This is a genomic window from Janthinobacterium sp. KBS0711 (assembly GCF_000988085.1).
In the GTDB taxonomy this organism is placed as follows: Bacteria; Pseudomonadota; Gammaproteobacteria; order Burkholderiales; family Burkholderiaceae_D; genus Janthinobacterium; species Janthinobacterium lividum_E.
This window is the reverse complement of the sequence record NZ_LBCO01000010.1, coordinates 54,987-74,125: the sequence shown is the minus strand read 5'-3', so window position 1 is coordinate 74,125 and position 19,139 is coordinate 54,987. Positions and strand designations below refer to the sequence as shown.

Here is a 19,139-nt window from a genome sequence, read left to right as displayed (position 1 = left end):
AACGTTGAAAGAACATTCGATGCCCACCCTCTATCTGGTTGCCGGAGCGCGTCCCAACTTCATGAAAATCGCGCCGATCGTGCGTGCCTTGCAAGCCCATGGCGGGCTTGGATTCAAGATCATTCACACCGGCCAGCACTATGACCGCGAAATGAACGACGTCTTTTTCGAAGAGCTGGGCATCCCCCAGCCCGACGTCTTCATGGGCGCCGGCGGCGGCAGCCATGCGCAGCAGACGGCCAAGATCATGCTGGCCTTCGAAGAGCTGTGCCAGGCCGAGCGTCCCGACGCCGTGCTGGTGGTCGGCGACGTGAATTCCACGCTGGCCTGTTCCATCGTTGCCAAGAAACTCAATATTCCCGTTGCCCATGTCGAGGCCGGCTTGCGCAGCGGCGACATGACCATGCCGGAAGAGATCAACCGCCTCGTCACCGACAGCATCAGCGACTGGTTTTTCGTCACGGAGCCCAGCGCGCTGGAACACCTGCGGCGCGAAGGCAAGCCTGAAGCGGCCGTGCACTACGTGGGACATGTGATGGTGGACAACGTGCTGTATCAGGCAGACAAGCTCGGCGCCGGCGTCGTCACCGAAGGCGAGGCGGCACTTTTCAAGGCGGCCCATGCGGGCGCCGGACAGCGCTACGGCGTGGTCACCCTGCACCGGCCCAGCAACGTGGATAACGCTGACATGATGCAATCGATCGGCGGCGCGTTGCGCACGATCGCACAGGATTTACCGCTGATTTTCCCCGTGCATCCGCGCACGCGCGCCAACCTGGACAAGTTCGGCATCGACCTGGGACCGAACGTGACCCTGGTGGGGCCGCAGGGATACATGGCCTTCCTGAACCTGTGGAAGGATGCCTGCATGGTGCTGACCGACAGCGGCGGCTTGCAGGAGGAAACCACGGCGCTGGGCGTGCCTTGCCTGACGATCCGCGAAAACACCGAGCGTCCCGTCACCGTCGACGAGGGCAGCAATGTGCTGGTGGGAACAGATCCGCAGCGTATCGTCTCCGAGGCCGGCAAAATACTGCGTGGCGAAGGCAAGCGCGGGCAGCGTCCGCACCTGTGGGATGGCAAGGCTGCCGAACGCATCGTGGCCGTGCTGGCCGCACAGCTGTCATGAGCGCCCGTATCACGATGATGGGCTGTCAGATTGATAATCTGACGATGGAAGAAACCCTGCAAAAAGTCGAGGGGTTCATCCAGTCCGGCCATCCCCATCAGCATGTGGTGGTCAATGTGGACAAGCTGGTCAAGGCGGAGCGCGATGCCGAATTGCGGCGCATCATCAATGACTGTGCACTGATCAATGCCGATGGCATGCCGGTGGTGTGGGCGTCGCGCCTGCTGGGCAAGCCGCTCAAGGAGCGCGTCGCGGGCGTCGATTTGTTCGAGGCGCTGATGCGCCGCAGCGCCGACAAGCAATGGCGCGTGTATCTGCTGGGCGCGCGCGAGGAGGTCGTCAGCGAGGTCAAGCGTTTGTACGAGCTGAAGTATCCGGGATTGACCGTGGCGGGCTACCGCAATGGCTACTGGAGTGCGGAAGAGGAGCCTGGCGTCGTTGCGCAGATCACGGAAGCGCGCGCCGACCTGCTGTTTGTCGCCATCAGTTCCCCCAAGAAGGAACATTTCCTGGGGCAGTACCAGGGACAGATGAAAATCCCGTTCGCCATGGGCGTGGGCGGCACCTTCGACGTCGCCGTCGGCCGCGTGAAGCGTGCGCCCGTGTGGATGCAGAAATCGGGACTGGAATGGTTTTATCGTTTTTTACAGGAACCGCGCCGCATGTTCCGGCGCTACTTTATCGAGGACATGGGCTTTATCCGCCTGTTCTTCAAGGAAGCGCTGCGCCGCTAGGCGTCATCGCCGAATACCGGTTTCCACCTTTTAGATTGAAAGTATTGTTATGACTACTATTGCCGTGATTGGCCTCGGTTATGTCGGTTTGCCTCTCGTCGCCGAATTCGGCAAGCAGGGGCGCACCATCGGTTTCGATATTGTGCAAAGCAAGGTCGACAGCTGCCTGCGGGGCGTTGATCCGTCGCGCGAGCTCAGCGACGAGCAGATGGCCGCCGCCGTGCATGCCGAATACTCGTCCGACCCCGCCATTCTGGCGCAGGCCGACATCATCATCGTCGCCGTGCCGACGCCCGTCGACGTGGCCCACAGCCCCGACTTCGGCCCCCTGATCGGCGCCAGCAAGAGCGTCGGCCAGCACATGAAGAAGGGGGCCATCGTCGTCTACGAGTCGACCGTGTACCCGGGCGCGACCGAGGAAATCTGCATTCCCGTACTGGAACAGGCGTCGGGCAAGCAGTGGAAGCGCGACTTCTTCGTCGGCTATTCTCCGGAGCGCATCAACCCGGGCGACCGCAAACACATGCTGACGAACGTGGTGAAAGTGGTCTCGGGCGACACGCCGCAAACGCTGGAAACGGTGGCGGCCATGTACGAGTCCATCGTCGAGCCGGGTGTGCACCGTTGCTCCAGCATCAAGGCGGCCGAAGCGTGCAAGGTGATTGAAAATACCCAGCGCGACTTGAATATTGCACTGATGAACGAACTGGCCATCATCTTCGACAAGATCGGCATCGATACGTCCGAAGTCCTGACGGCGGCAGGCACCAAGTGGAACTTCCTGAAGTTCAGCCCCGGCCTGGTGGGCGGGCATTGCATCGGCGTCGATCCGTATTACCTCACGCACAAGGCCGAGACGCTGGGCTACCATCCCCAGGTGATCCTGGCCGGCCGGCGCATCAATGACGGCATGGGCAAGTACATCGCCGAGCAGACCATCAAGAACATGATTGCCGCCGGCAGCTATATCAAGGGCGCGCGCGTGAATGTGCTGGGACTGACGTTCAAGGAAGATTGCGCCGACCTGCGCAATTCCAAGGTGGGCGACGTCATTAACGAACTCAAGACGTATGGCGTGGAAGTGTTCGTGCACGATCCGTATGCGGATGCGGAAGAAGCCATGCACGAGTATGGCGTGCGCCTGTTTGCATGGGATGAGTTGCCGCGCGCCGATGCCATCGTTGCCGCTGTCTCGCACCGCGCGCTGACGTCGCTGCCCGTGGAAGACTTCCAGCAAAAACTGATCAAGGGCGGCTGCTTCATCGATGTGAAGGCGTGTTTTGACGAAGCGGCTTTGCGCGCCGTGGGCGTCAAGGTCTGGCGCCTGTAAGAGGCGCTGGGCAGGACGGCGGGGCATGCGGCCCCGCTTGCTCCCTCTACGTGCATCTCTTTTGCACTGTATCAATTTCCTCCCTCCCGTTCTTGCGTACACTGGGCATGGCCATCTTCCTGGGGCCCGACGGCGCCTTATCAAGCCGTCCTTCAGACAGGCTGCGGCGCCGCGGCCCGTGTGTCAGCACGCCCATGGAAGCGTGCGCCATTCAGCCGACGGGAGCCCGACATGAAAATCTACCCTGTGATCCTGTCGGGAGGCGCCGGTAGCCGCCTGTGGCCCTTGTCGCGCCAGGCCTTGCCCAAGCAATTGTTGCCGCTCCTTTCGCAGCAGACCCTGCTGCAAGAAGCCGTACTGCGCGTGCGCGAACTGGGCCAGCCCGCGCTCGAGGCCATGCCGCCGCTGCTGGTGTGCGGCAATGAACACCGTTTCATGGTGGCGGAGCAACTGCGCCAGATCGAAGTACCGCCGCTGGCCATCGTCCTGGAGCCGCTGGGACGCAATACGGCGCCGGCAGTGGCGGTGGCCGCGCAATATCTGCTGGCGCTCGATGCCGAGGCGGTCATGCTGGTCTTGCCTGCCGACCACTGCATCGCCGACGTGCCGGCGTTTCATCGGGTGGTCGGGCAAGCGGCTGCGCTGGCCGAAGCCGGTGAGCTTGCCACCTTTGGCATCGTCCCTACCGCTGCGGAAACCGCTTACGGCTATATCCTTTCCGGCGCATTGCTGGCCGGTTCGCCGCAGGGCCGCGAAGTCGAGCGTTTCGTGGAAAAACCGGACCAGGCGACGGCGCGGGGTTTTCTTGCCGATGGACGTTATCTGTGGAATAGCGGCATGTTCATGTTCCGCGCCGCAAGCTACCTGCGCGAGTTGCTGCAATTCGAACCGGCCATGCACGCGGCGTGCGCCGCCGCAGTGGCGGGCGGCTGCCGCGACCTCGATTTTTTTCGCCTGGCCGCGGATGCTTTTTCATCCTGCCGCAGCGTCTCGATCGATCATGCCGTGATGGAGCACACGCGCCGCGCCGCGGTGCTTCCTGCCGCCATGGGCTGGAGCGATATCGGCTCCTGGTCCGGCTTGTGGGACGTGCTGCCAGGGGATGAGCAGGGCAATGTCGTGCGCGGCGATGTCTATCTCGACGGCGCCCGCAACTGCATGATACGGGCCGAAAGCCGCATCGTGGCCGTGCTGGGCGCGCAGGACCTGGTGATCGTGGAAACGGACGATGCCGTCCTGGTGGCGCGGCGCGACCAGGTGCAGCGCGTGCGGCAAGTGGTCGAGCACCTGGAGCGCCATGGACGCACCGAACACGTGCAGCATCGGCTCGTGTACCGTCCCTGGGGCAGTTATGAAGGCATCGACGTTGGCGAGCGTTTCCAGGTCAAGCGCATCGTCGTCAATCCAGGTGGGAAACTATCGCTGCAGATGCACCATCACCGTTCCGAGCATTGGGTGGTCGTGCGCGGCACGGCGCGCGTGACATGCGGCGAGACGGTGCGCCTGCTGACAGAAAACGAATCGACCTATATTCCGCTCGGCATGATCCACAGGCTGGAAAATCCTGGCAAGCTGCCGCTGCACCTGATCGAGGTGCAGACGGGCGCTTACCTGGGAGAGGACGATATCGTGCGCCATGCGGATGCGTATCAGCGCGCCTGAGATGCCGGCGTATCGAGCGGCGCGGCATTCATGACGTCGGGAACGCAGTCGCTGGCGATGATCTTGCCGGGATTGCCCGCGACGATGGAGGCGGGCGGCACGTCTGCCACGACCACGGTGCCGCCGGCGACGCGGCTGCCCTGGCCGATGATGATCGCGCCGGTAATGATGGCATGGGGGCCGACCCAGACGCCGTCCTCCAATGTCGGATAGGCGCTGCTGCGCTGGTCCGGGGCGGTGATGCGGTCGCGCCGGCCCAAGGTCGCGCCGTGCAGCAGGGTGACATTGCTGCCGATGACGGCGCCAGGCGAAATGACGGTGCCCCAGCCATGCGTCAGGGCGAAACCGGGACCAACCCGGGTTTGCCAGGAAAAGTCGATACCCGCGCGGCGGGTGGCGCTGCGATGCAGCAGCTTGCACAACGGTAGCAGATACTTCCAGGGGACGCGGGCGTCGCGCGACGCCTGGCACAGGCGCATGGTGACGATTGCGCGGAAGGGACGGCTGCCGACAGCCCCTTTCAGCGTCAGGCGCCAACCGCTGCGCCCGTATAGCCGGTATGTATCGGCGTGCAATGCCGTCCAAGTGGACATATGACTTCCCTTTCTTCAGATGAATCGTCAATATGATAAAACTTTGCCAATTATAACTGCTGCATGCGCCGGTTCCAGGCGGCGGCGCGAGATAGTTTCCCGCTCCTTTTTTTGATGCCATAAAGAAACTTTTAATTAAAAATTAAATAACTTAAAAAATTACTTTATGCTATTATCCTTGCTGGTTTGATTATATAAATTCATGTGGCCGCATTGCGGCCACAACTTTGCTTGCTGGAGTCGCATGAAGAACAATACCCGCTCTATTCTGGCTGTCCTGGCTTTTGCCGGTTCGGCCCTGCTGTCCCAGGCGGCTACTGCTGCTGTTGACATCAGCTCCCTGCCGAAGGCCGTCAAGCTCGAGAGCGGCGGTTCGCTGACCTTTGGCGACAAGTTCAAGAACAATCACCAGGGCAGCTTTTTCAATGATGTGTTTACGTTTAACGTGACACAGCCCAGCGCGCTCAACGTGGTGCTGACTTCGCAAAGCACCAGCGCCCTGACCGGCTTGAATTTGACTGGCTTTGGTTTGTACAGCAGCGTTGGCGACACCCTGCTTCAGGGCGGTACCCAGGAGCTGAGCGGCGCGACCGACAAATGGAGCCTGTCCTTCGCCAACCTGGCGGCTGGCGCGTATTACATGAAGGTCAGTGGCGATATCGTGTTCAGCACCGGCGCCACGTTCAGCGCCAATGGCAACCTGGTATCGGCCGTGCCCGAGCCTGGAACCTATGCGATGCTGCTTGCCGGCCTGGGCTTGCTGGGATTTATCGCCCGCCGCCGTCAGAAATCTGCCTGAACACGACTCGCTGTCGTGACGCTATAGTCCCTTTCCCGCGGCTCGCTCGCGTTGACCGCCGTTATTTTGGTGAAAAGTATGCATAAAATATTGAAATCCCTGTTCCTGACCGCCGTGTTGTCCTCCGCCAGCGTGGGCGCCCATGCCGCGCCTGTTGACCTGAGCCATGCGCCGGTCGACCTGACGCAGGACCTGATCGACTATTCCAGCAGCGAACTGTCTGGTTCCTTTCGCCTGGGCGCCGGCCAGCTTGCTGGTGCCGGGAATAATTTTTTCAGCGATAAATTCCTGTTCACTCTGACGGGCATCCATGATTTCAGCGGCCTGGCCACCTCGCTCAAGCCGAGCGCCAATTCCGGCCTGACCCTGACGGGATTTAGCTTGAGCAATGCCAGCGGCGTGGTGCTGCATGGCGCGCTCGATCTGCTCAATTTCACGGCGCAGGACCAGGCCTGGGTGCTCAACAGCGGCAAGGCGCCTTTGCTTGAGGGTACTTACTTCTTGCAGGTCGATGGCTATGTCGCTTCCGCAACTGGCGGCAGCTACAGTGGCAATATCTCGGCCAGTGCCGTGCCGGAAGCGCAAACCTACGCCATGCTGCTTGCCGGCCTGGGACTGATGGGTTTTGTGGCACGCCGCCGTAAATTGCAAGCCTGAGCGTGCTGGCAGCATTGGCAAGGACAAAAACGGAAGCCTAGGCTTCCGTTTTTTTTGCTGCGTTGCGGTGTCATTTCCGGCGCTATAATTGGCCGTCAAGCCCTCGGTCATTCCCATTTATCTTTCTGGCAGCTATCCATTGCATACTCCACTGCGTTTTTTGCCCGTGTTGCTGGCGGCTTTTTCCTCGGTGCCGCAGGCTGGCGCGGCGCCAGGATTGCAGCCTGCGCATCTGGCGATCATCATCAATGATGCGGAACCGAATAGCGTGGAGGTGGGCGAGTACTACCGCCAGTCGCACGACATTCCGCTGGCAAACGTCGTGCATGTGAATATTCCAAACCGGCCGCGCAAGCTCAGCGCCGAACAGTTTTCCCAGCTCAAGGAGCGCATCGAGACGCAGCTCAAACCCGAGATTCAGGCGGTGCTGATGGTCTGGAGCGCCCCCTATGCGGTCGAGTGCAATTCAATCACCTCCGCATTTACCCTGGGATATGACATGGCGCAGTGCGTCAAGACGTGCGATCCGGGCAAGCCCAGCCCCTATTTCAACAGCGGCGTGGAGCGGCCCATGACCGAGATGGGCATGCGCCTGTCCATGCTGTTGCCGGTCGATTCCGTGGATGATGCCAAGGCCGTCGTCAAGCGGGGCACGGCCAGCGGGTTTGCTGTGCCGGCCGCCGGCGCCTACTATTTGACTACCAGCGACCCGGCGCGCAATAGCCGCGCGGCATTCTTTCCGCCAAGCGGCATGGTGCGTCAGCGCAAGCTGACTATCACGAATGTGCGTGCCAACAGCATTGAACATGTGCAGAACATCATGGTGTACCAGACCGGCTTGGCCAATGTGGCCAAGCTGGACACCCTGCGATTTTTGCCCGGGGCACTGGCCGATCACCTGACGTCATTCGGCGGTGATTTGCAGGGTACAGGACAGATGAGCAGTCAGCGTTGGCTGGAAGCTGGCGCGACGGCCAGTTACGGTACGGTGAGCGAACCGTGCAACTATTGGCAGAAATTTCCCAATCCTACCGTGCTCCTGCGCCGCTACCTGAATGGCATGACGGCGTTGGAGGCGTATTGGGGGAGTGTGCTGTGGCCGGCGCAGGGCCTGTTTATCGGCGACCCGCTGGCCGCGCCGTACATGGCGTACCGGCGCTGAGCGCTGACCTGGCGGTGCGCCGGGGAGAGGGGGGGATTAGCCGGCCTTGACGCTGCGCCTTCTGCGCGCAGCGAATGCCACCAGGCCGAGGCCGGCGATCAGCATGGCATAGGTTTCAGGCTCGGGCACGACGGCGATAGGTGGCGTGGGAACGCTGATGCCGCGATTGCCGCTATCGATCCCGCCTGTCGCGCCGCCACCACCCACGCTGGAGCCGCCAGCCCGCGAGCCGGTGTCACGCGAGGCGGACGTGATCAGCGGTGCGTAAGTGCCGTTGTCACCATGGTAGGCGCGCCCCGGTCCACGGTAGCCAGCCCCACCATCGATCGGCGGGAATTCCTGACTGGTCACGAAATCGCGGGTACCAAATTGATAGCTTCCCGTATCGCGCGCCGGACGAGCCCGCGTGCCGCCCGCCGCATCGCCTGCATCGGCAAATTGATTGCCCAGACGGTGGCCGTCGCTGCCAAATTGCGGGCGTCGCAATTCCTGGTCCGAAGCGCCGCTGCCGAATTCCGGCGACGTGCTGGTGCCGTCATTGATGCGTGCGCCGAAGCCGATGAAGCCATCGACAAGGCTGCAAGCGCTGTACGTGCTATCGAGGTCGGCGTCCTTCGCCTTGCCGACTGCGTTGCTGGCGGCTCCCGTGGCCTGGCAGCGTTTCTCGTCGCCGCTGGCGCGCTGTGCTCCATTTTGAGCTTGCGCCGTGCCAGTCGCCAGCAATAACAGGCTGCAGGCGAACAAGGAAACGAACTTGAATGGGGTGGTTGGTTTTAACATTACTTACCTCTTGGACATGCATTCTGAACGCGGCGCAATATCGCCAGGCGCTGAGGATGTAATTGATGCGTACGCTAGCTGTGCGACATTGTTTGTGCACGGCAGGATGGCAGATGAAGAGCCGGGCATGGATGGGGCCCGCTCGATCCATTTGTATTGCAAGGTTCTTAAAGTTGCCAATGGCTTATCAAGAACAAAACTTATTTGCCTGAAATATATCATATTTTTCCAGGAAGCGCCTGTTTATCGTTCCATCGTGAATTTTTTGTTGCTTATTGAGTACTAATAAATGTGTCGTCCCGCGGGCCACGGGCGAAGCTTATACTCCATTCGGCTTAATCAAATGTCATCAAGTCGTCATCCCGGGCGTTTAATATGCAAATAACAAGTCTGAAATACTTTTGTTAATTGTGGCGCGCCGGCCGATCATGTGGGGCCGGCGTCATTTATTTACCGACCGGGATCCTCATGCACACCTCGTTTTCCCCCTTGCGCACGCCGCTGCGCCTGACCGTCATGGCCGCCGTGCTGGCCAGCCTGTCCGTCCCAGCCCTGGCTGCTTCCGATATCGTCATCAGCCAGGTGTATGGCGGTGGCGGCAATACGGGTGCGCTGTACCGCAACGATTTCATCGAAGTCTTCAACCGCGGCGCCAGCCCCGTGAATCTGGGCAACTGGAGCGTGCAATACGCGTCCGCCGCTGGCACGAGCTGGTCCGTGACGGCCTTGCCGGCGATCGATTTGCAACCGGGCCAGTATCTGCTGGTCCAGCAAGCCAAGGGGGCGGGCGGCACGCAGGACTTGCCCACGCCGGACGCCACGGGCAGCCTGGCCATGTCCGGCACGGCGGGCAAGGTGTTGCTGAGCAATAGCAAGGCGGCCCAGACGGGCGCCAGCCCTACGGGCGCGGCCATCGTCGATCTCGTCGGTTTTGGTACGGCCAACGGCTTTGAGGGCGCCGTGGCGCCCGCGCCATCGAATACCTTGTCGATTGCGCGCGCGAATGGCGGCTGTGGCGACACGGACGACAATAGCGCGGACTTTGCCACCGGCAGCGTGGCGCCGCGCAATACGGCTTCTCCCTTGAATGTGTGCGGCGGTCCTGTCGTGCACCAGATCGTCACCACTTGCCCTGCCAGCCTGGCCTTGGCCGTTGGCAATGGCGGCAGCGCCGTGCTGCGCGCGTCCGACGTCGATGGCGTCGTGAATGCCGCTATTTTGAGCTCGCCCGCCGTGGCAGGCATCAGCCTGGCCAATTTCAGCGCGGCCGGCGTGGCGGGCGAGAGCGCCAGCGTGAACCTGCTGGTGGCCGCCGGCGTGCCGGTGGGCAATTATCCTGTCATCGTCAATTTCAGCAACGACCAGCAGCAAAGCGCCAGCTGCAAGATCGATGTCGCCGTGCAAGGCCTGGCCGCTGTCAGCCACACGATCCCGCAAATCCAGGGCAGCGGCGCAAGCAGCCCCTACGCCAATTCCGTGCAGACGACGGAAGGCGTGGTGACTCTGAAAGTGGGGACGGGCTTCTTTATCCAGGATGCGGCCGGCGATGGTGATCCATCGACGTCGGACGGCATCTTCGTGTACACGGGCGCGACGGTTACCACCGTGCAGCCTGGCGAACTGGTGCGCGTGACGGGCACGGTGGTCGAATACACGCCATCGGGCGCGAAAAATTCCTACACGGAATTCAAGGACGTGACGGCCATCCTCACGCAAAGCGCGGGCCACAGCATCGTGCCGGCGAACGTGACCTTGCCGAACGAGAACCTGGCCGCCGTGGAAGGCATGCTCGTGCGCTTCACGCAACCGTTGACCGTGTCGCAAAATGCCTATCTGGGCGCGCGCGGCGAACTGAGTCTGTCGGCGGGGCGTCGCGAAGTGCCGACCAACCGCTACCCGGCCGGCTCCGCCGAGGCGCAAGCCTTGATCGCCGCCAATGCGAACAACCTGATCGTGCTCGATGACGGCATTTTTGTTGCACCGCCAACGATACCGTATATCGGCCAGGACAACACCGTGCGCAGCGGCGACACGGTAGCCGACCTGACGGGCGTGGTGGACTTTGGCGCCATCGGCGGTGGCGGTGCCGCCTACAAATTGCAGCCGACACAGACGCCGCAATTCTCGCGTGACAACCCGCGCACGGGCAGCCCGGAACTGCCATCTGGCAACGTCAAGGTGGCCAGCGCCAATGTGCTGAATTTCTTTACCACCTTTACCAATGGCAACAATATCTTTGGCCAGACGGGGCAGGGCTGTACCGTGGGAACCTCGACCACCAAGAGCAATTGCCGCGGCGCCGACAACCTGGCCGAGTTCGTGCGCCAGCGCGACAAGATCGTCGCCGAACTCAAGACCATCGATGCGGACGTGGTGGGCTTGATGGAAATCCAGAACAATGGCGAAACGGCCGTCACTTACCTGGTCGAACAACTGAACGCGGCCATCGGCGGCGTCACGTACGCCGTGGTGCCGAAACCGGCCGCCACGGGCACGGACGCCATCCGCGTGGCCATGATCTACAAGCCAGCCAAGCTGGGCCTCGTGGGCGGCGCCTTGTCGGACGCCAATGCCATCAACAACCGTCCACCGATGGCGCAAACCTTCCGCGCCGACAATGGCGAGAAGTTCTCGCTGATCGTCAACCACCTGAAGTCCAAGGGCAGTTGCCCCTCGAGCGGACTGGACGCGGACCAGAACGATAGCCAGAGCTGCTGGAACGCCACCCGCGTGCAGCAAGCCCAGCGCCTGGTCGGCAGCTTCGTGCCGCAGGTGGCGGCCGCTGCCAGCGACGCGGACGTGCTGGTCATCGGCGACCTCAATTCTTATGGCGCGGAAGACCCGATCCAGGTCATCACGGGCGCCGGCTTCGTCAATGAACTCGAGCGTTTCGTGCGGCCGTCCGGCATGCCGTATTCGTACGTGTTTGGCGGCCAGAGCGGCTACCTCGACCATGCGCTGGCCAGCGCTTCGCTGAGCCCGCAAGTAGCCGGCGTGGCCGAATGGCATGTGAATGCGGACGAGCCGGAAGTGATCGACTACAACATCGACTCGGCCAAGCCGCAAGACTTGTACAACGCCTTGCCTTACCGCGCCTCGGACCACGATCCCGTCGTCATCAGCCTGGACTTGCAGCCCGCCTACCGCGACATCACGGCCGGCGTGGCGCAAGCCAGTTCGGGCCTCACGTACAACCGCGTGACGCAAAAATACACGGGCACGTTCTCGTTCACCAACACGGGCACGAGCGCCTTGAACGGCCCGTTCCAGGTGGTGTTCGGCGGCTTGCCTGCCGGCGTCAGCCTGGCCAATGCCACGGGCAGCCATGCGGGCGCCGCCTACGTCACCGTCAACGCGGCCAGCCTGGCGCCGGGCGCGACGGCTTCGTTCGCCGTCAGTTTCACCAATCCGTCGAAAGTGACGATCAATTACTCGGCCAGCATCTTCGCCGGCAACTTCTAAGGACACCATCATGTTGACAACGACATTCAACCTCACCCTGCGCCGCGCCGTGCTGGCCGCCCTCCTGGCCGGCAGTTCCAGCCTGGCGCTGGCGGGCCCGCTCGGCTACCACGTGGAAATCGACACGAGCGCCTTTTCCGGCGCCGGTTTCCTCGACTTTGCTTTTATCGCCGGCAACAGCCCGGCGCCGGGCGCCAGCGCCGTACTCAGCAATTTCTCGGGCGCGTTCGGCGCGCTGGAATCGATGGAAGGCAACGTCAGCGGCAGCTTGCCTGGCACCTTGACCTTCGGCAATAGCGGCGCCTACAACGACTGGTTCCACAACGTGACCCTGGGCGGCAAGTTCGGTTTCAATATCGTCTTTGGCGGCGACTTCCTGAACACGGCCGGCAATGCGGGCACGACGTTTGGCGTGGGCTTGCTCGACTACACCGGCATGGCTTACCTGGGCAATGCGAGTGGCAACCTGGTGCAGTTCGAACTGACCCCGCTCAACGGCGGCTTGCCGGCCAGCATCGCCGGCAGCACGTATGCGAGCATCGCGTCGGTCTCGGCCGTGCCGGAAGCGTCAGAATGGATGATGCTGACGGGCGGCCTGGCGCTGATCGGTTTCGCCCTGCGCCGCCGCCAAGCTGTCGTACGCGCCTAGACTTTCCAGCTTAAACACAGCGCGCCTGCGGGCCGCTGTGTTTTTTTTTCATCTATTTATTCGTAATAGCTATAAATCAGGAAACTAAATTGTATTAGTCACCGTTTTACGCTTGATGCATAGTAAAAAACTTGTCGGGCAGTCTAGTATTTTCATGACTGCTGCCAACTTTTTTCGGGAGATGCATCGATGCCTGGCCATATCCTGGTGCTGGACCCTGCGCCTGCCATGCAGGCGCTGCTGGCGCATAACCTCGCGGGCGCCGGCTACCGGGTCAGTTGTGCCCTGAATGCGCGCGGCGCGCTGGCGCTGCTGGCGGCCGACCCGCCCGACGTGCTGCTGCTGGAATGGGAACTGCCCGACGCGTCCGGCATCGCGCTGCTGCGCCAGGTGCGCCAGGACGGCGTGCTGTGCGACTTGCCCATCATCATGATCAGCGCACGCGACAGCGAACAGGACAAGGTGCTGGCGCTGGAAAGCGGCGCCGACGATTACCTGTGCAAGCCCTTCGGTCCCCGTGAGATGCTGGCCCGCGTGCACGCGCTGCTGCGCCGGCGCGCGCCTTCTGCCTTGCGCACAGGTGCAGGCACGGCTGGGGCTGCCGCCTTGCGGCTCGACCCGCATACCCTGCGCGTAACGGCGGGTAGCGTGCCCATCCACCTTGGCCGCGTGGAATTCAAGCTGCTGCATTTTTTGATGGACCATCCGGGCAGGGTGCATAGCCGCGCGCAACTGCTGGACCAGGTGTGGGGCCATGCCGCCTACCTCGACGAACGCACGGTCGACGCCCACGTGGGCCGCTTGCGCCACGCCTTGCAGCCGGGCGGCTGCGGCCACCGCATCGAAACCGTGCGCGGCAGCGGCTACCGCTACCTGGCGATTGACGCGGCCGATGCGGCCGTGTGCGCATGATGCTGCTGACGGGGCGGGAACAGGAATACTTGCTGCACGCCATCCTCGGCGCGCATGGCATCGCCGCGCCCGGCGACTTCTTTCTGTGGAGCCAGGGGCCGCTGCAAACGCTGTTGCCGCACGACATATTGATGTGCGCGCAGCTGGACGCCGACGGGGCCGTGCTGCGCAGCGAAGCCTGGCACAGCGCCGCGCCCGATCACGCGCAACTGCGCCAGAGGCAAGGCCAGCTGGCGCACCTTGCGCTGTCTTGGCGCGCGGGCGACCGGCGGGCCGGCGTCATCGAAGGCGTGCTGGTGCATGGCAGCGTGGGCGACGCCGGCGGCAGCTTTTTTGCCCTCTTCGCCGTGACGCCGGCGGACGCGGCGCGCCAGGCGTATGCGCTGGAATTGCTGCTGCCCTACCTGCACGTGCACTGGCTGGCGCTGCCAGGCAGGCAGCGTGCGCCCGTGACCGGCCCGGCTGCCACGCGCGCGGCCAGTGCGCGCGAGCTGGAAGTGCTGCATTGGGTACGCGAGGGGAAAAGCAATGACGAGGTGGGACAAATCCTCGGCATCAGCGGCTGGACCGTGAAAAGCCACTTGCAGCGCATCTATAAATTATTGGGCGTCAGTAACCGCACGCAAGCCGTGTCGCGCGGCATTGCGCTGCGCCTGCTCAGCCATTAGCGCTGGTCCCGCGGCCGGGCCTGCATCTTTTCATTACCATCTTGCGTGTGTTCGATGCTGCCGGGCGATACCCGCGCCACGTCCGGGCTCGCTTGCAGGCGGGCCACTTCGGCCGGTGTCAGCATGGCGGCAAAGCCGTTGAAGGCCGCCGTGTAGCGATATTGCACGGGGGCATCGGGCACCAGCGCCAGCACGGCGCGCTGCTGCGCTTCCAGCCGTGCCGTGTAGCGCCGCGCGGCGTCGCTGTTGGTATCGAGCCCATGCACACCGTCCGCTTGCGAGGCCAGCGGCGGGGCGCGCAATTGCACCAGATACGACAGCCGCGCCGCAGCGGCCTGCGTCGCCACAGGCAGGGCATGGATGCCGGCCATGCCGGCCAGGATGGCAATACCGAGGCGTAGTGTGGACATGCGTCGATTGTACGCGCGTCGCGCATAAAAAACGCGCCCCGCAGGGCGCGTTGTGTTACTGCTGGAGCGAGATGCTTACAGCTTGGCGTCCGCCCTCACGTTGCGCTGGCTGGGGACGGCCAGCGGCAAGGGGCTGTTGGTCTCCACCGACAGTACCGTGGTGGACGCTGCCGCGTTGTTACCATCAAGGAAGACTACGCCTCCCAGGTAGCGCTTGCCCGTTTCCAGCCCCGACCAGCTGACGCCGGCCGTGGCGCTGCCGCCCACGTACACCTTGGTTGGCAGGGTGGCTTTCAGGTTGCCGCCCTTGTCGGCTGTCGTGACGACGGCCGACGACAGGCCGAAGCCGGTCGAGACGCCATTTGCCAGTTCGTAGCCGATCACGCACACCTTGTAGTTGCCTGCGGCCGGGGTGGTGAGGGTGATGGCCTCGTTCGAGCCGGCCGTGGCCGAGGTGGCGACGGTCGCGCCGGCGCTGTTGAGCAGCAGCATGTCGAGGTCATTGCCGGCGCCTTCCGTGGTGTCGCGGTCGAAGATTTCGAAGCGCGCCACGACGGTGCTGGCGGGAATGCTGACATTGACTGCGCGCACGCCGCTGCCACCCGCCTTGCACGCGTCGGCCATCTGCGCCAGCGTTTCCACGCTGCCCGGCGCTGCCTGGCTGATGGTTTGTGCGCTGCGCGCCACTTCCTTCAGGCCGCCCGTCGCCGCGCCGACCTTGCCGGCAAAGCCGGTGGACAGGGTCAGCGAACGCAGGCCGCTGACCTTGTCGGCCTGCAGCAATGCCGGCGACTGCACCGCGCGGCCCGAGCGGGCCGTGACGGGGCTGCGCACCGTGTGCACGCCGTCGCTCCACACGAGGGCGCCATACTGCCAGGCATTATCCGGCGCCGTCGTGCGCGCCAGGGTCACGGTGAAGGACTTGGTTTCGCCGGGTGCCAGCGCCAAGGTGGCAGGCGTTACCGTCACGCTGTAGCCGCTGAGCGAGGCGCTGGCCGTGTAGGTGGCGCTGCTGCTGCCCACGTTGGTGACGCGGCGCGTCACCGTTTGCGTGCCCAGCACGTTGCCGATGGTGATGGACGGCATGTTCAGGTTGTAGCCGGCCAGGGTGCCGCCCGCGCATTCGGCCGTCATGCCGACGCCGCACATGTATTTCTTGTAGTCGGCCAGGTTGGCGTCATACACGAGGCCGGGATCGGTCGCCTTGTTTGGCGTCACGTGGCCGGCGCCCTGGCCCCATGGCAGGATGCCGCGCGCGTCGCCCGCCTGGATGTCGGGCAGGGTGGCGCTGCCGGTCGTCATCAGGGCCGACTTGATGGCGGCCGGGCTCCAGTCCGGATGCTGCTGGCGCAGCAGGGCGGCCAGGCCGGCCACGTGCGGGCTGGCCATCGAGGTGCCTTGCAGGAAGATGTAGGCTTGCGCCGGCACCAGGCTGCCATCCTGCACGGCGTCGCGCTGGGCGCGCGACAGGGCAGGCGTGCCGCCGGCCAGGATGTCCACGCCAGGCGCGGTGACGTCCGGCTTGAGCAGGTTGGCGTCGTACAGGTTCGGGCCGCGCGACGAGAAGTCGGCCACCACGGGGGCGGCAGGGCCGTTGCCGTTGGTGACGAAGCGCGAGATGGCGGCCGTGGCCGTGCCCGTTTGCGCCTGGGCGTTGATCAGCGCGCCATCGGCGGCGCTCACGTGCACGGCCGGCAGCACGTGCGGGTCGGACACGAGGCCCACGCCCGTGTCGACCAGCACCATGCCGGCGCCGCCCGCTTCGAGCACGGCGATGCCCTTGTCGGTGCGCGCCGTGGTGCCGCGCAAGCAGCTGACGACCTTGCCGGCGACCTTGGCCGGATCCAGCAGGGCCACGCCGCCGTTGTCGCCGGCGCGGTAGCACAGGGCCAGTTTTTGCGCATCGGCGCCGGGCAGGCCCGCGTCTTGCGCGCGGATCAGCGTGGTGGCCGGCAGCGGGTTGTAGTTGAGCGAGGCGCCCGTGTAGCTGGCGCCGTTGCTCAAGGTCACCTTGGCCTGGTTGGCGCGGTTGTGCGTCGAGGCGGCCACGGTGGTGATCCATGGGCTGACGTGCGCCACGGTATTGGCCGGGCCCGCATTGCCGGCCGACGCGGCAACGAAGACGCCCGCATTCGATGCGTGCAAAAAGGCTTGCTCGACGGGGTCGTTGACGGTGCCGCCGCCGCTGATCGAGTAGTTGATCACGTGCACGCCGTCCTGCACGGCTTTTTCAATCGCCGCCACGCTGTCGCCGCCGTAGCAGCCGTTCTTCGCACCGGTCGGCTGGGTAGCCAGGTTGTACGACCAGCACACCTTGTAGACGGACAGGCGCGCGCGCGGGGCCACGCCAGAAATGGCGCCCAGCGGCGAGCCGTTCACGGTCACAGGGACGCCCGCATTGCCGCCCGCGGTGGACGAGGTGTGCGTGCCGTGGCCGCCTTCGCCATTCGGGTCGCCGATGGAATCGCGCGGAGAGGTGAATTCGCTCCAGTGCTGGATCTTGTCCGTTTCGGTCAGGCGCACGGCGTTGAAATACTGCGCGCCGAGCAGCTTGTTGTTGCAGTGGTCTTGCGTAAAGCCTTCGCCTGCCTGGCAGCTACCTTTCCAGGCGGCCGGCGCGGCGCCGTAGGCCAGGGTGGCGTTCGGGTCGAAGGTCGGGGCGCCGTTGGCGTCGACCCTGTCCGCATACGACAGGTTTTCCGGCCACACACCGCCATCGACGATGCCGATGATGATGTTTTCGCCCGCATGCTGCTTGCCGCCCAGCTGGCTCCACAGTCCGCCCGGCTGGTCCAGGCCCAGGAAGGTCGGCGTGTAGTTCGTTTGCAGGGCGCGCGGTTCGTCGGGGGCGATGCTGGCCACTTCGCCGCTCGCTTGCAGCTGGCGAACTTCGGCGTCCGTCAGCAGGGCGGAAAAACCGTTGAGGACGATCTTGTACTGGTATTGCACGGGTGCGGCGGCGACAAGGGCTTGTACCCGCGCCTGTTTCTGTTCAAGGTAGTCGCCGTACAGCTGCACTTGCGTGCTGGCCAGGTCGAGGCGGCTGCCGGCGGCAGGCTGGGTGGCATCGAGGCCATCCACCGAGCCGGTGTAGGAAGCGATCGGTTTGTCGGTCAGCTGCACGATGTAGGGGCGGCGCAGGTCGTCGGCGTGGGCCTGGAAGCTGAGGCTGGCAAACAGGCTCAGCACGGCGAGCGAAATGGGACGCAAGGTGGGGCGGAATGTCATGTAGGGTTTCCTGGTGACGGTAGCGGGAATCGAAAGGGAAGATCAGGCTTGCTGGCGGCGGCGCGCCGCGAAACCGATGCCTGCCAGGCCCAGCAGCATCATCGCGTAGGTCGATGGCTCCGGTACCGAGGCGACGATATTGTCGAGCGCAAACTGGCCCTTGTTGGTCGTGAAGGCGTTGCAACTGCCGGCCGTGTTGCAAGTGAAGCCGAAGAAGGCCAGCGAGGCGAATTGCTGGCTGCCGAAGCTGGCGCTGGTGTTGTAATGCTGGAACTGGAAGTTGCCGCCGATGGGGCCGCCCAGCTGATAGGTTTCATAGATGGACGAACCGTTGGCATAGAAGCCTTGCACGCGCAGCAGTCCCGCTACGGCCGGATAGGTGACGCCCTGGGCGTAGCCGATGAAGCTGGCGTCGAAACCCTGCAGGCTGACGCTGCCGCCCGTATTCAGCGGATCGAGGTAGACGATGCCGTCGTTGAGGGATGCATAGTAATTGCTCGTATTGTTGGTCGGACACGCCATGCCGCATGCGGCCGGGTCCGTGCCGTCGAACACGGCGCCGACCAGGTCGCCATAACTGGCGCCGACGGTATTCGAAGCGCCCGTCAGCAGGAATTTGCCGAATTCCAGGGAATCGCCGTGGCCGACGAACTGGCTGTCGATTTTATCAAAGTTGATCACGTCCGCGATGGCGGCGGGGGCCCAGGCGGCGGACAGGGCCAGGATGGCGGCGCCGGTCCATTGCTTGGCCGAGAAAGGACTTGCTGCGGCAGTTGCCTTCGAATGCACAATACGAGTCATGAATTTTCCCTTGCTGATTATGTAGGATGCAATATGTTTTGCGTCTGGGATGCTGTCTTGGATGCTCTCTCCTGCGCGGCCGGATAAGACCAATGCGTAGAAAATTGATTTTTACTATAGCAAAAGAGGCAATTCCATTGTTTGATATTCTTGCAAATTTAAT

General features: G+C 63.4%; 17 protein-coding genes. 12 read left to right on the top strand and 5 right to left on the bottom strand.

Going from position 1 to position 19,139, the window contains the following annotated elements; all coding sequences use genetic code 11:
• Positions 1-19 precede the first annotated feature (19 nt).
• The 4 genes from wecB (at position 20) to VM94_RS05780 (ending at position 4,855) form a co-directional block, all read left to right on the top strand.
• Positions 20-1,129 (top strand): non-hydrolyzing UDP-N-acetylglucosamine 2-epimerase, encoded by a 1,110-nt coding sequence (gene wecB, locus VM94_RS05795; RefSeq protein WP_046682696.1) that lies wholly within the window; start codon positions 20-22, stop codon positions 1,127-1,129.
• Positions 1,126-1,863 carry a WecB/TagA/CpsF family glycosyltransferase gene (locus VM94_RS05790; RefSeq protein WP_046682608.1) on the top strand — a complete coding sequence of 246 codons (738 nt, stop codon included), beginning with the start codon at positions 1,126-1,128 and terminating at the stop codon, positions 1,861-1,863. Before wecB ends, VM94_RS05790 begins: the two co-directional genes overlap by 4 nt.
• Before the next feature lie 49 nt (positions 1,864-1,912).
• Positions 1,913-3,193, top strand: coding sequence for a nucleotide sugar dehydrogenase (locus VM94_RS05785; protein WP_046682607.1), 1,281 nt, complete (start codon positions 1,913-1,915; stop codon positions 3,191-3,193).
• Between the two features lie 231 nt (positions 3,194-3,424).
• Positions 3,425-4,855 carry a mannose-1-phosphate guanylyltransferase/mannose-6-phosphate isomerase gene (locus VM94_RS05780; protein ID WP_046682606.1) on the top strand — a complete coding sequence of 477 codons (1,431 nt, stop codon included), beginning with the start codon at positions 3,425-3,427 and terminating at the stop codon, positions 4,853-4,855.
• Here VM94_RS05780 and VM94_RS05775 read toward each other — a convergent pair.
• On the bottom strand, positions 4,843-5,430 hold the full coding sequence (locus VM94_RS05775; RefSeq protein ID WP_235432852.1) for a serine acetyltransferase: 588 nt from the start codon (positions 5,428-5,430) through the stop codon (positions 4,843-4,845). The two genes, VM94_RS05780 and VM94_RS05775, sit on opposite strands and share 13 nt — an antisense overlap.
• Positions 5,431-5,692: 262 nt before the next feature.
• Between VM94_RS05775 and VM94_RS05770 the strand changes: the two genes are divergently transcribed.
• The 3 genes from VM94_RS05770 to VM94_RS05760 all read left to right on the top strand — a co-directional run bounded on the left by VM94_RS05770 (position 5,693) and on the right by VM94_RS05760 (position 8,066).
• Positions 5,693-6,247, top strand: coding sequence for an FxDxF family PEP-CTERM protein (locus tag VM94_RS05770; RefSeq protein ID WP_046682604.1), 555 nt, complete (start codon positions 5,693-5,695; stop codon positions 6,245-6,247).
• A 78-nt stretch (positions 6,248-6,325) separates the two neighbouring features.
• Positions 6,326-6,904, top strand: coding sequence for an FxDxF family PEP-CTERM protein (locus tag VM94_RS05765; protein WP_082127580.1), 579 nt, complete (start codon positions 6,326-6,328; stop codon positions 6,902-6,904).
• Positions 6,905-6,992: 88 nt separating this feature from the next.
• The gene (locus tag VM94_RS05760) at positions 6,993-8,066 is read left to right on the top strand and encodes a TIGR03790 family protein (RefSeq protein WP_313902967.1); all 1,074 of its coding nucleotides are present in this window, start codon (positions 6,993-6,995) and stop codon (positions 8,064-8,066) included.
• 36 nt (positions 8,067-8,102) lie between these two features.
• Here the strand turns inward: VM94_RS05760 and VM94_RS28685 are convergent, their stop codons facing one another.
• Entirely contained in the window at positions 8,103-8,846 is a 744-nt protein-coding gene (locus tag VM94_RS28685) for a PEP-CTERM sorting domain-containing protein (RefSeq protein ID WP_082127579.1), read from the bottom strand.
• On the opposite strand from VM94_RS28685, the gene VM94_RS28110 reads away from it, so the two are divergent.
• From VM94_RS28110 to VM94_RS05730, 5 genes are all read left to right on the top strand, one after another.
• Positions 8,821-9,132 (top strand): hypothetical protein, encoded by a 312-nt coding sequence (locus VM94_RS28110; RefSeq protein WP_046682601.1) that lies wholly within the window; start codon positions 8,821-8,823, stop codon positions 9,130-9,132. The two genes, VM94_RS28685 and VM94_RS28110, sit on opposite strands and share 26 nt — an antisense overlap.
• Positions 9,133-9,314: 182 nt before the next feature.
• The gene (locus tag VM94_RS05745; protein ID WP_052755546.1) at positions 9,315-12,308 is read left to right on the top strand and encodes an ExeM/NucH family extracellular endonuclease; all 2,994 of its coding nucleotides are present in this window, start codon (positions 9,315-9,317) and stop codon (positions 12,306-12,308) included.
• Between the two features lie 10 nt (positions 12,309-12,318).
• Complete coding sequence (locus VM94_RS05740) at positions 12,319-12,957, top strand: NF038129 family PEP-CTERM protein (protein WP_046682600.1); 639 nt, start codon at positions 12,319-12,321, stop codon at positions 12,955-12,957.
• Between the two features lie 189 nt (positions 12,958-13,146).
• The gene (locus VM94_RS05735; RefSeq protein ID WP_046682599.1) at positions 13,147-13,869 is read left to right on the top strand and encodes a winged helix-turn-helix domain-containing protein; all 723 of its coding nucleotides are present in this window, start codon (positions 13,147-13,149) and stop codon (positions 13,867-13,869) included.
• Positions 13,866-14,537 (top strand): LuxR C-terminal-related transcriptional regulator, encoded by a 672-nt coding sequence (locus VM94_RS05730; protein ID WP_046682598.1) that lies wholly within the window; start codon positions 13,866-13,868, stop codon positions 14,535-14,537. Before VM94_RS05735 ends, VM94_RS05730 begins: the two co-directional genes overlap by 4 nt.
• Here VM94_RS05730 and VM94_RS05725 read toward each other — a convergent pair.
• The 3 genes from VM94_RS05725 to VM94_RS05715 all read right to left on the bottom strand — a co-directional run bounded on the left by VM94_RS05725 (position 14,534) and on the right by VM94_RS05715 (position 18,976).
• Positions 14,534-14,947, bottom strand: a complete 414-nt coding sequence (locus VM94_RS05725; protein WP_046682597.1) for a protease inhibitor I9 family protein — start codon at positions 14,945-14,947, stop codon at positions 14,534-14,536. The genes VM94_RS05730 and VM94_RS05725 overlap by 4 nt on opposite strands.
• A gap of 75 nt (positions 14,948-15,022) precedes the next feature.
• A complete protein-coding gene (locus VM94_RS05720; protein WP_046682596.1) occupies positions 15,023-18,175 on the bottom strand; it encodes a S8 family serine peptidase in 3,153 nt (1,050 codons plus the stop codon).
• A gap of 42 nt (positions 18,176-18,217) precedes the next feature.
• The gene (locus VM94_RS05715; RefSeq protein WP_046682595.1) at positions 18,218-18,976 is read right to left on the bottom strand and encodes an NF038120 family PEP-CTERM protein; all 759 of its coding nucleotides are present in this window, start codon (positions 18,974-18,976) and stop codon (positions 18,218-18,220) included.
• Positions 18,977-19,139: the final 163 nt, after the last annotated feature.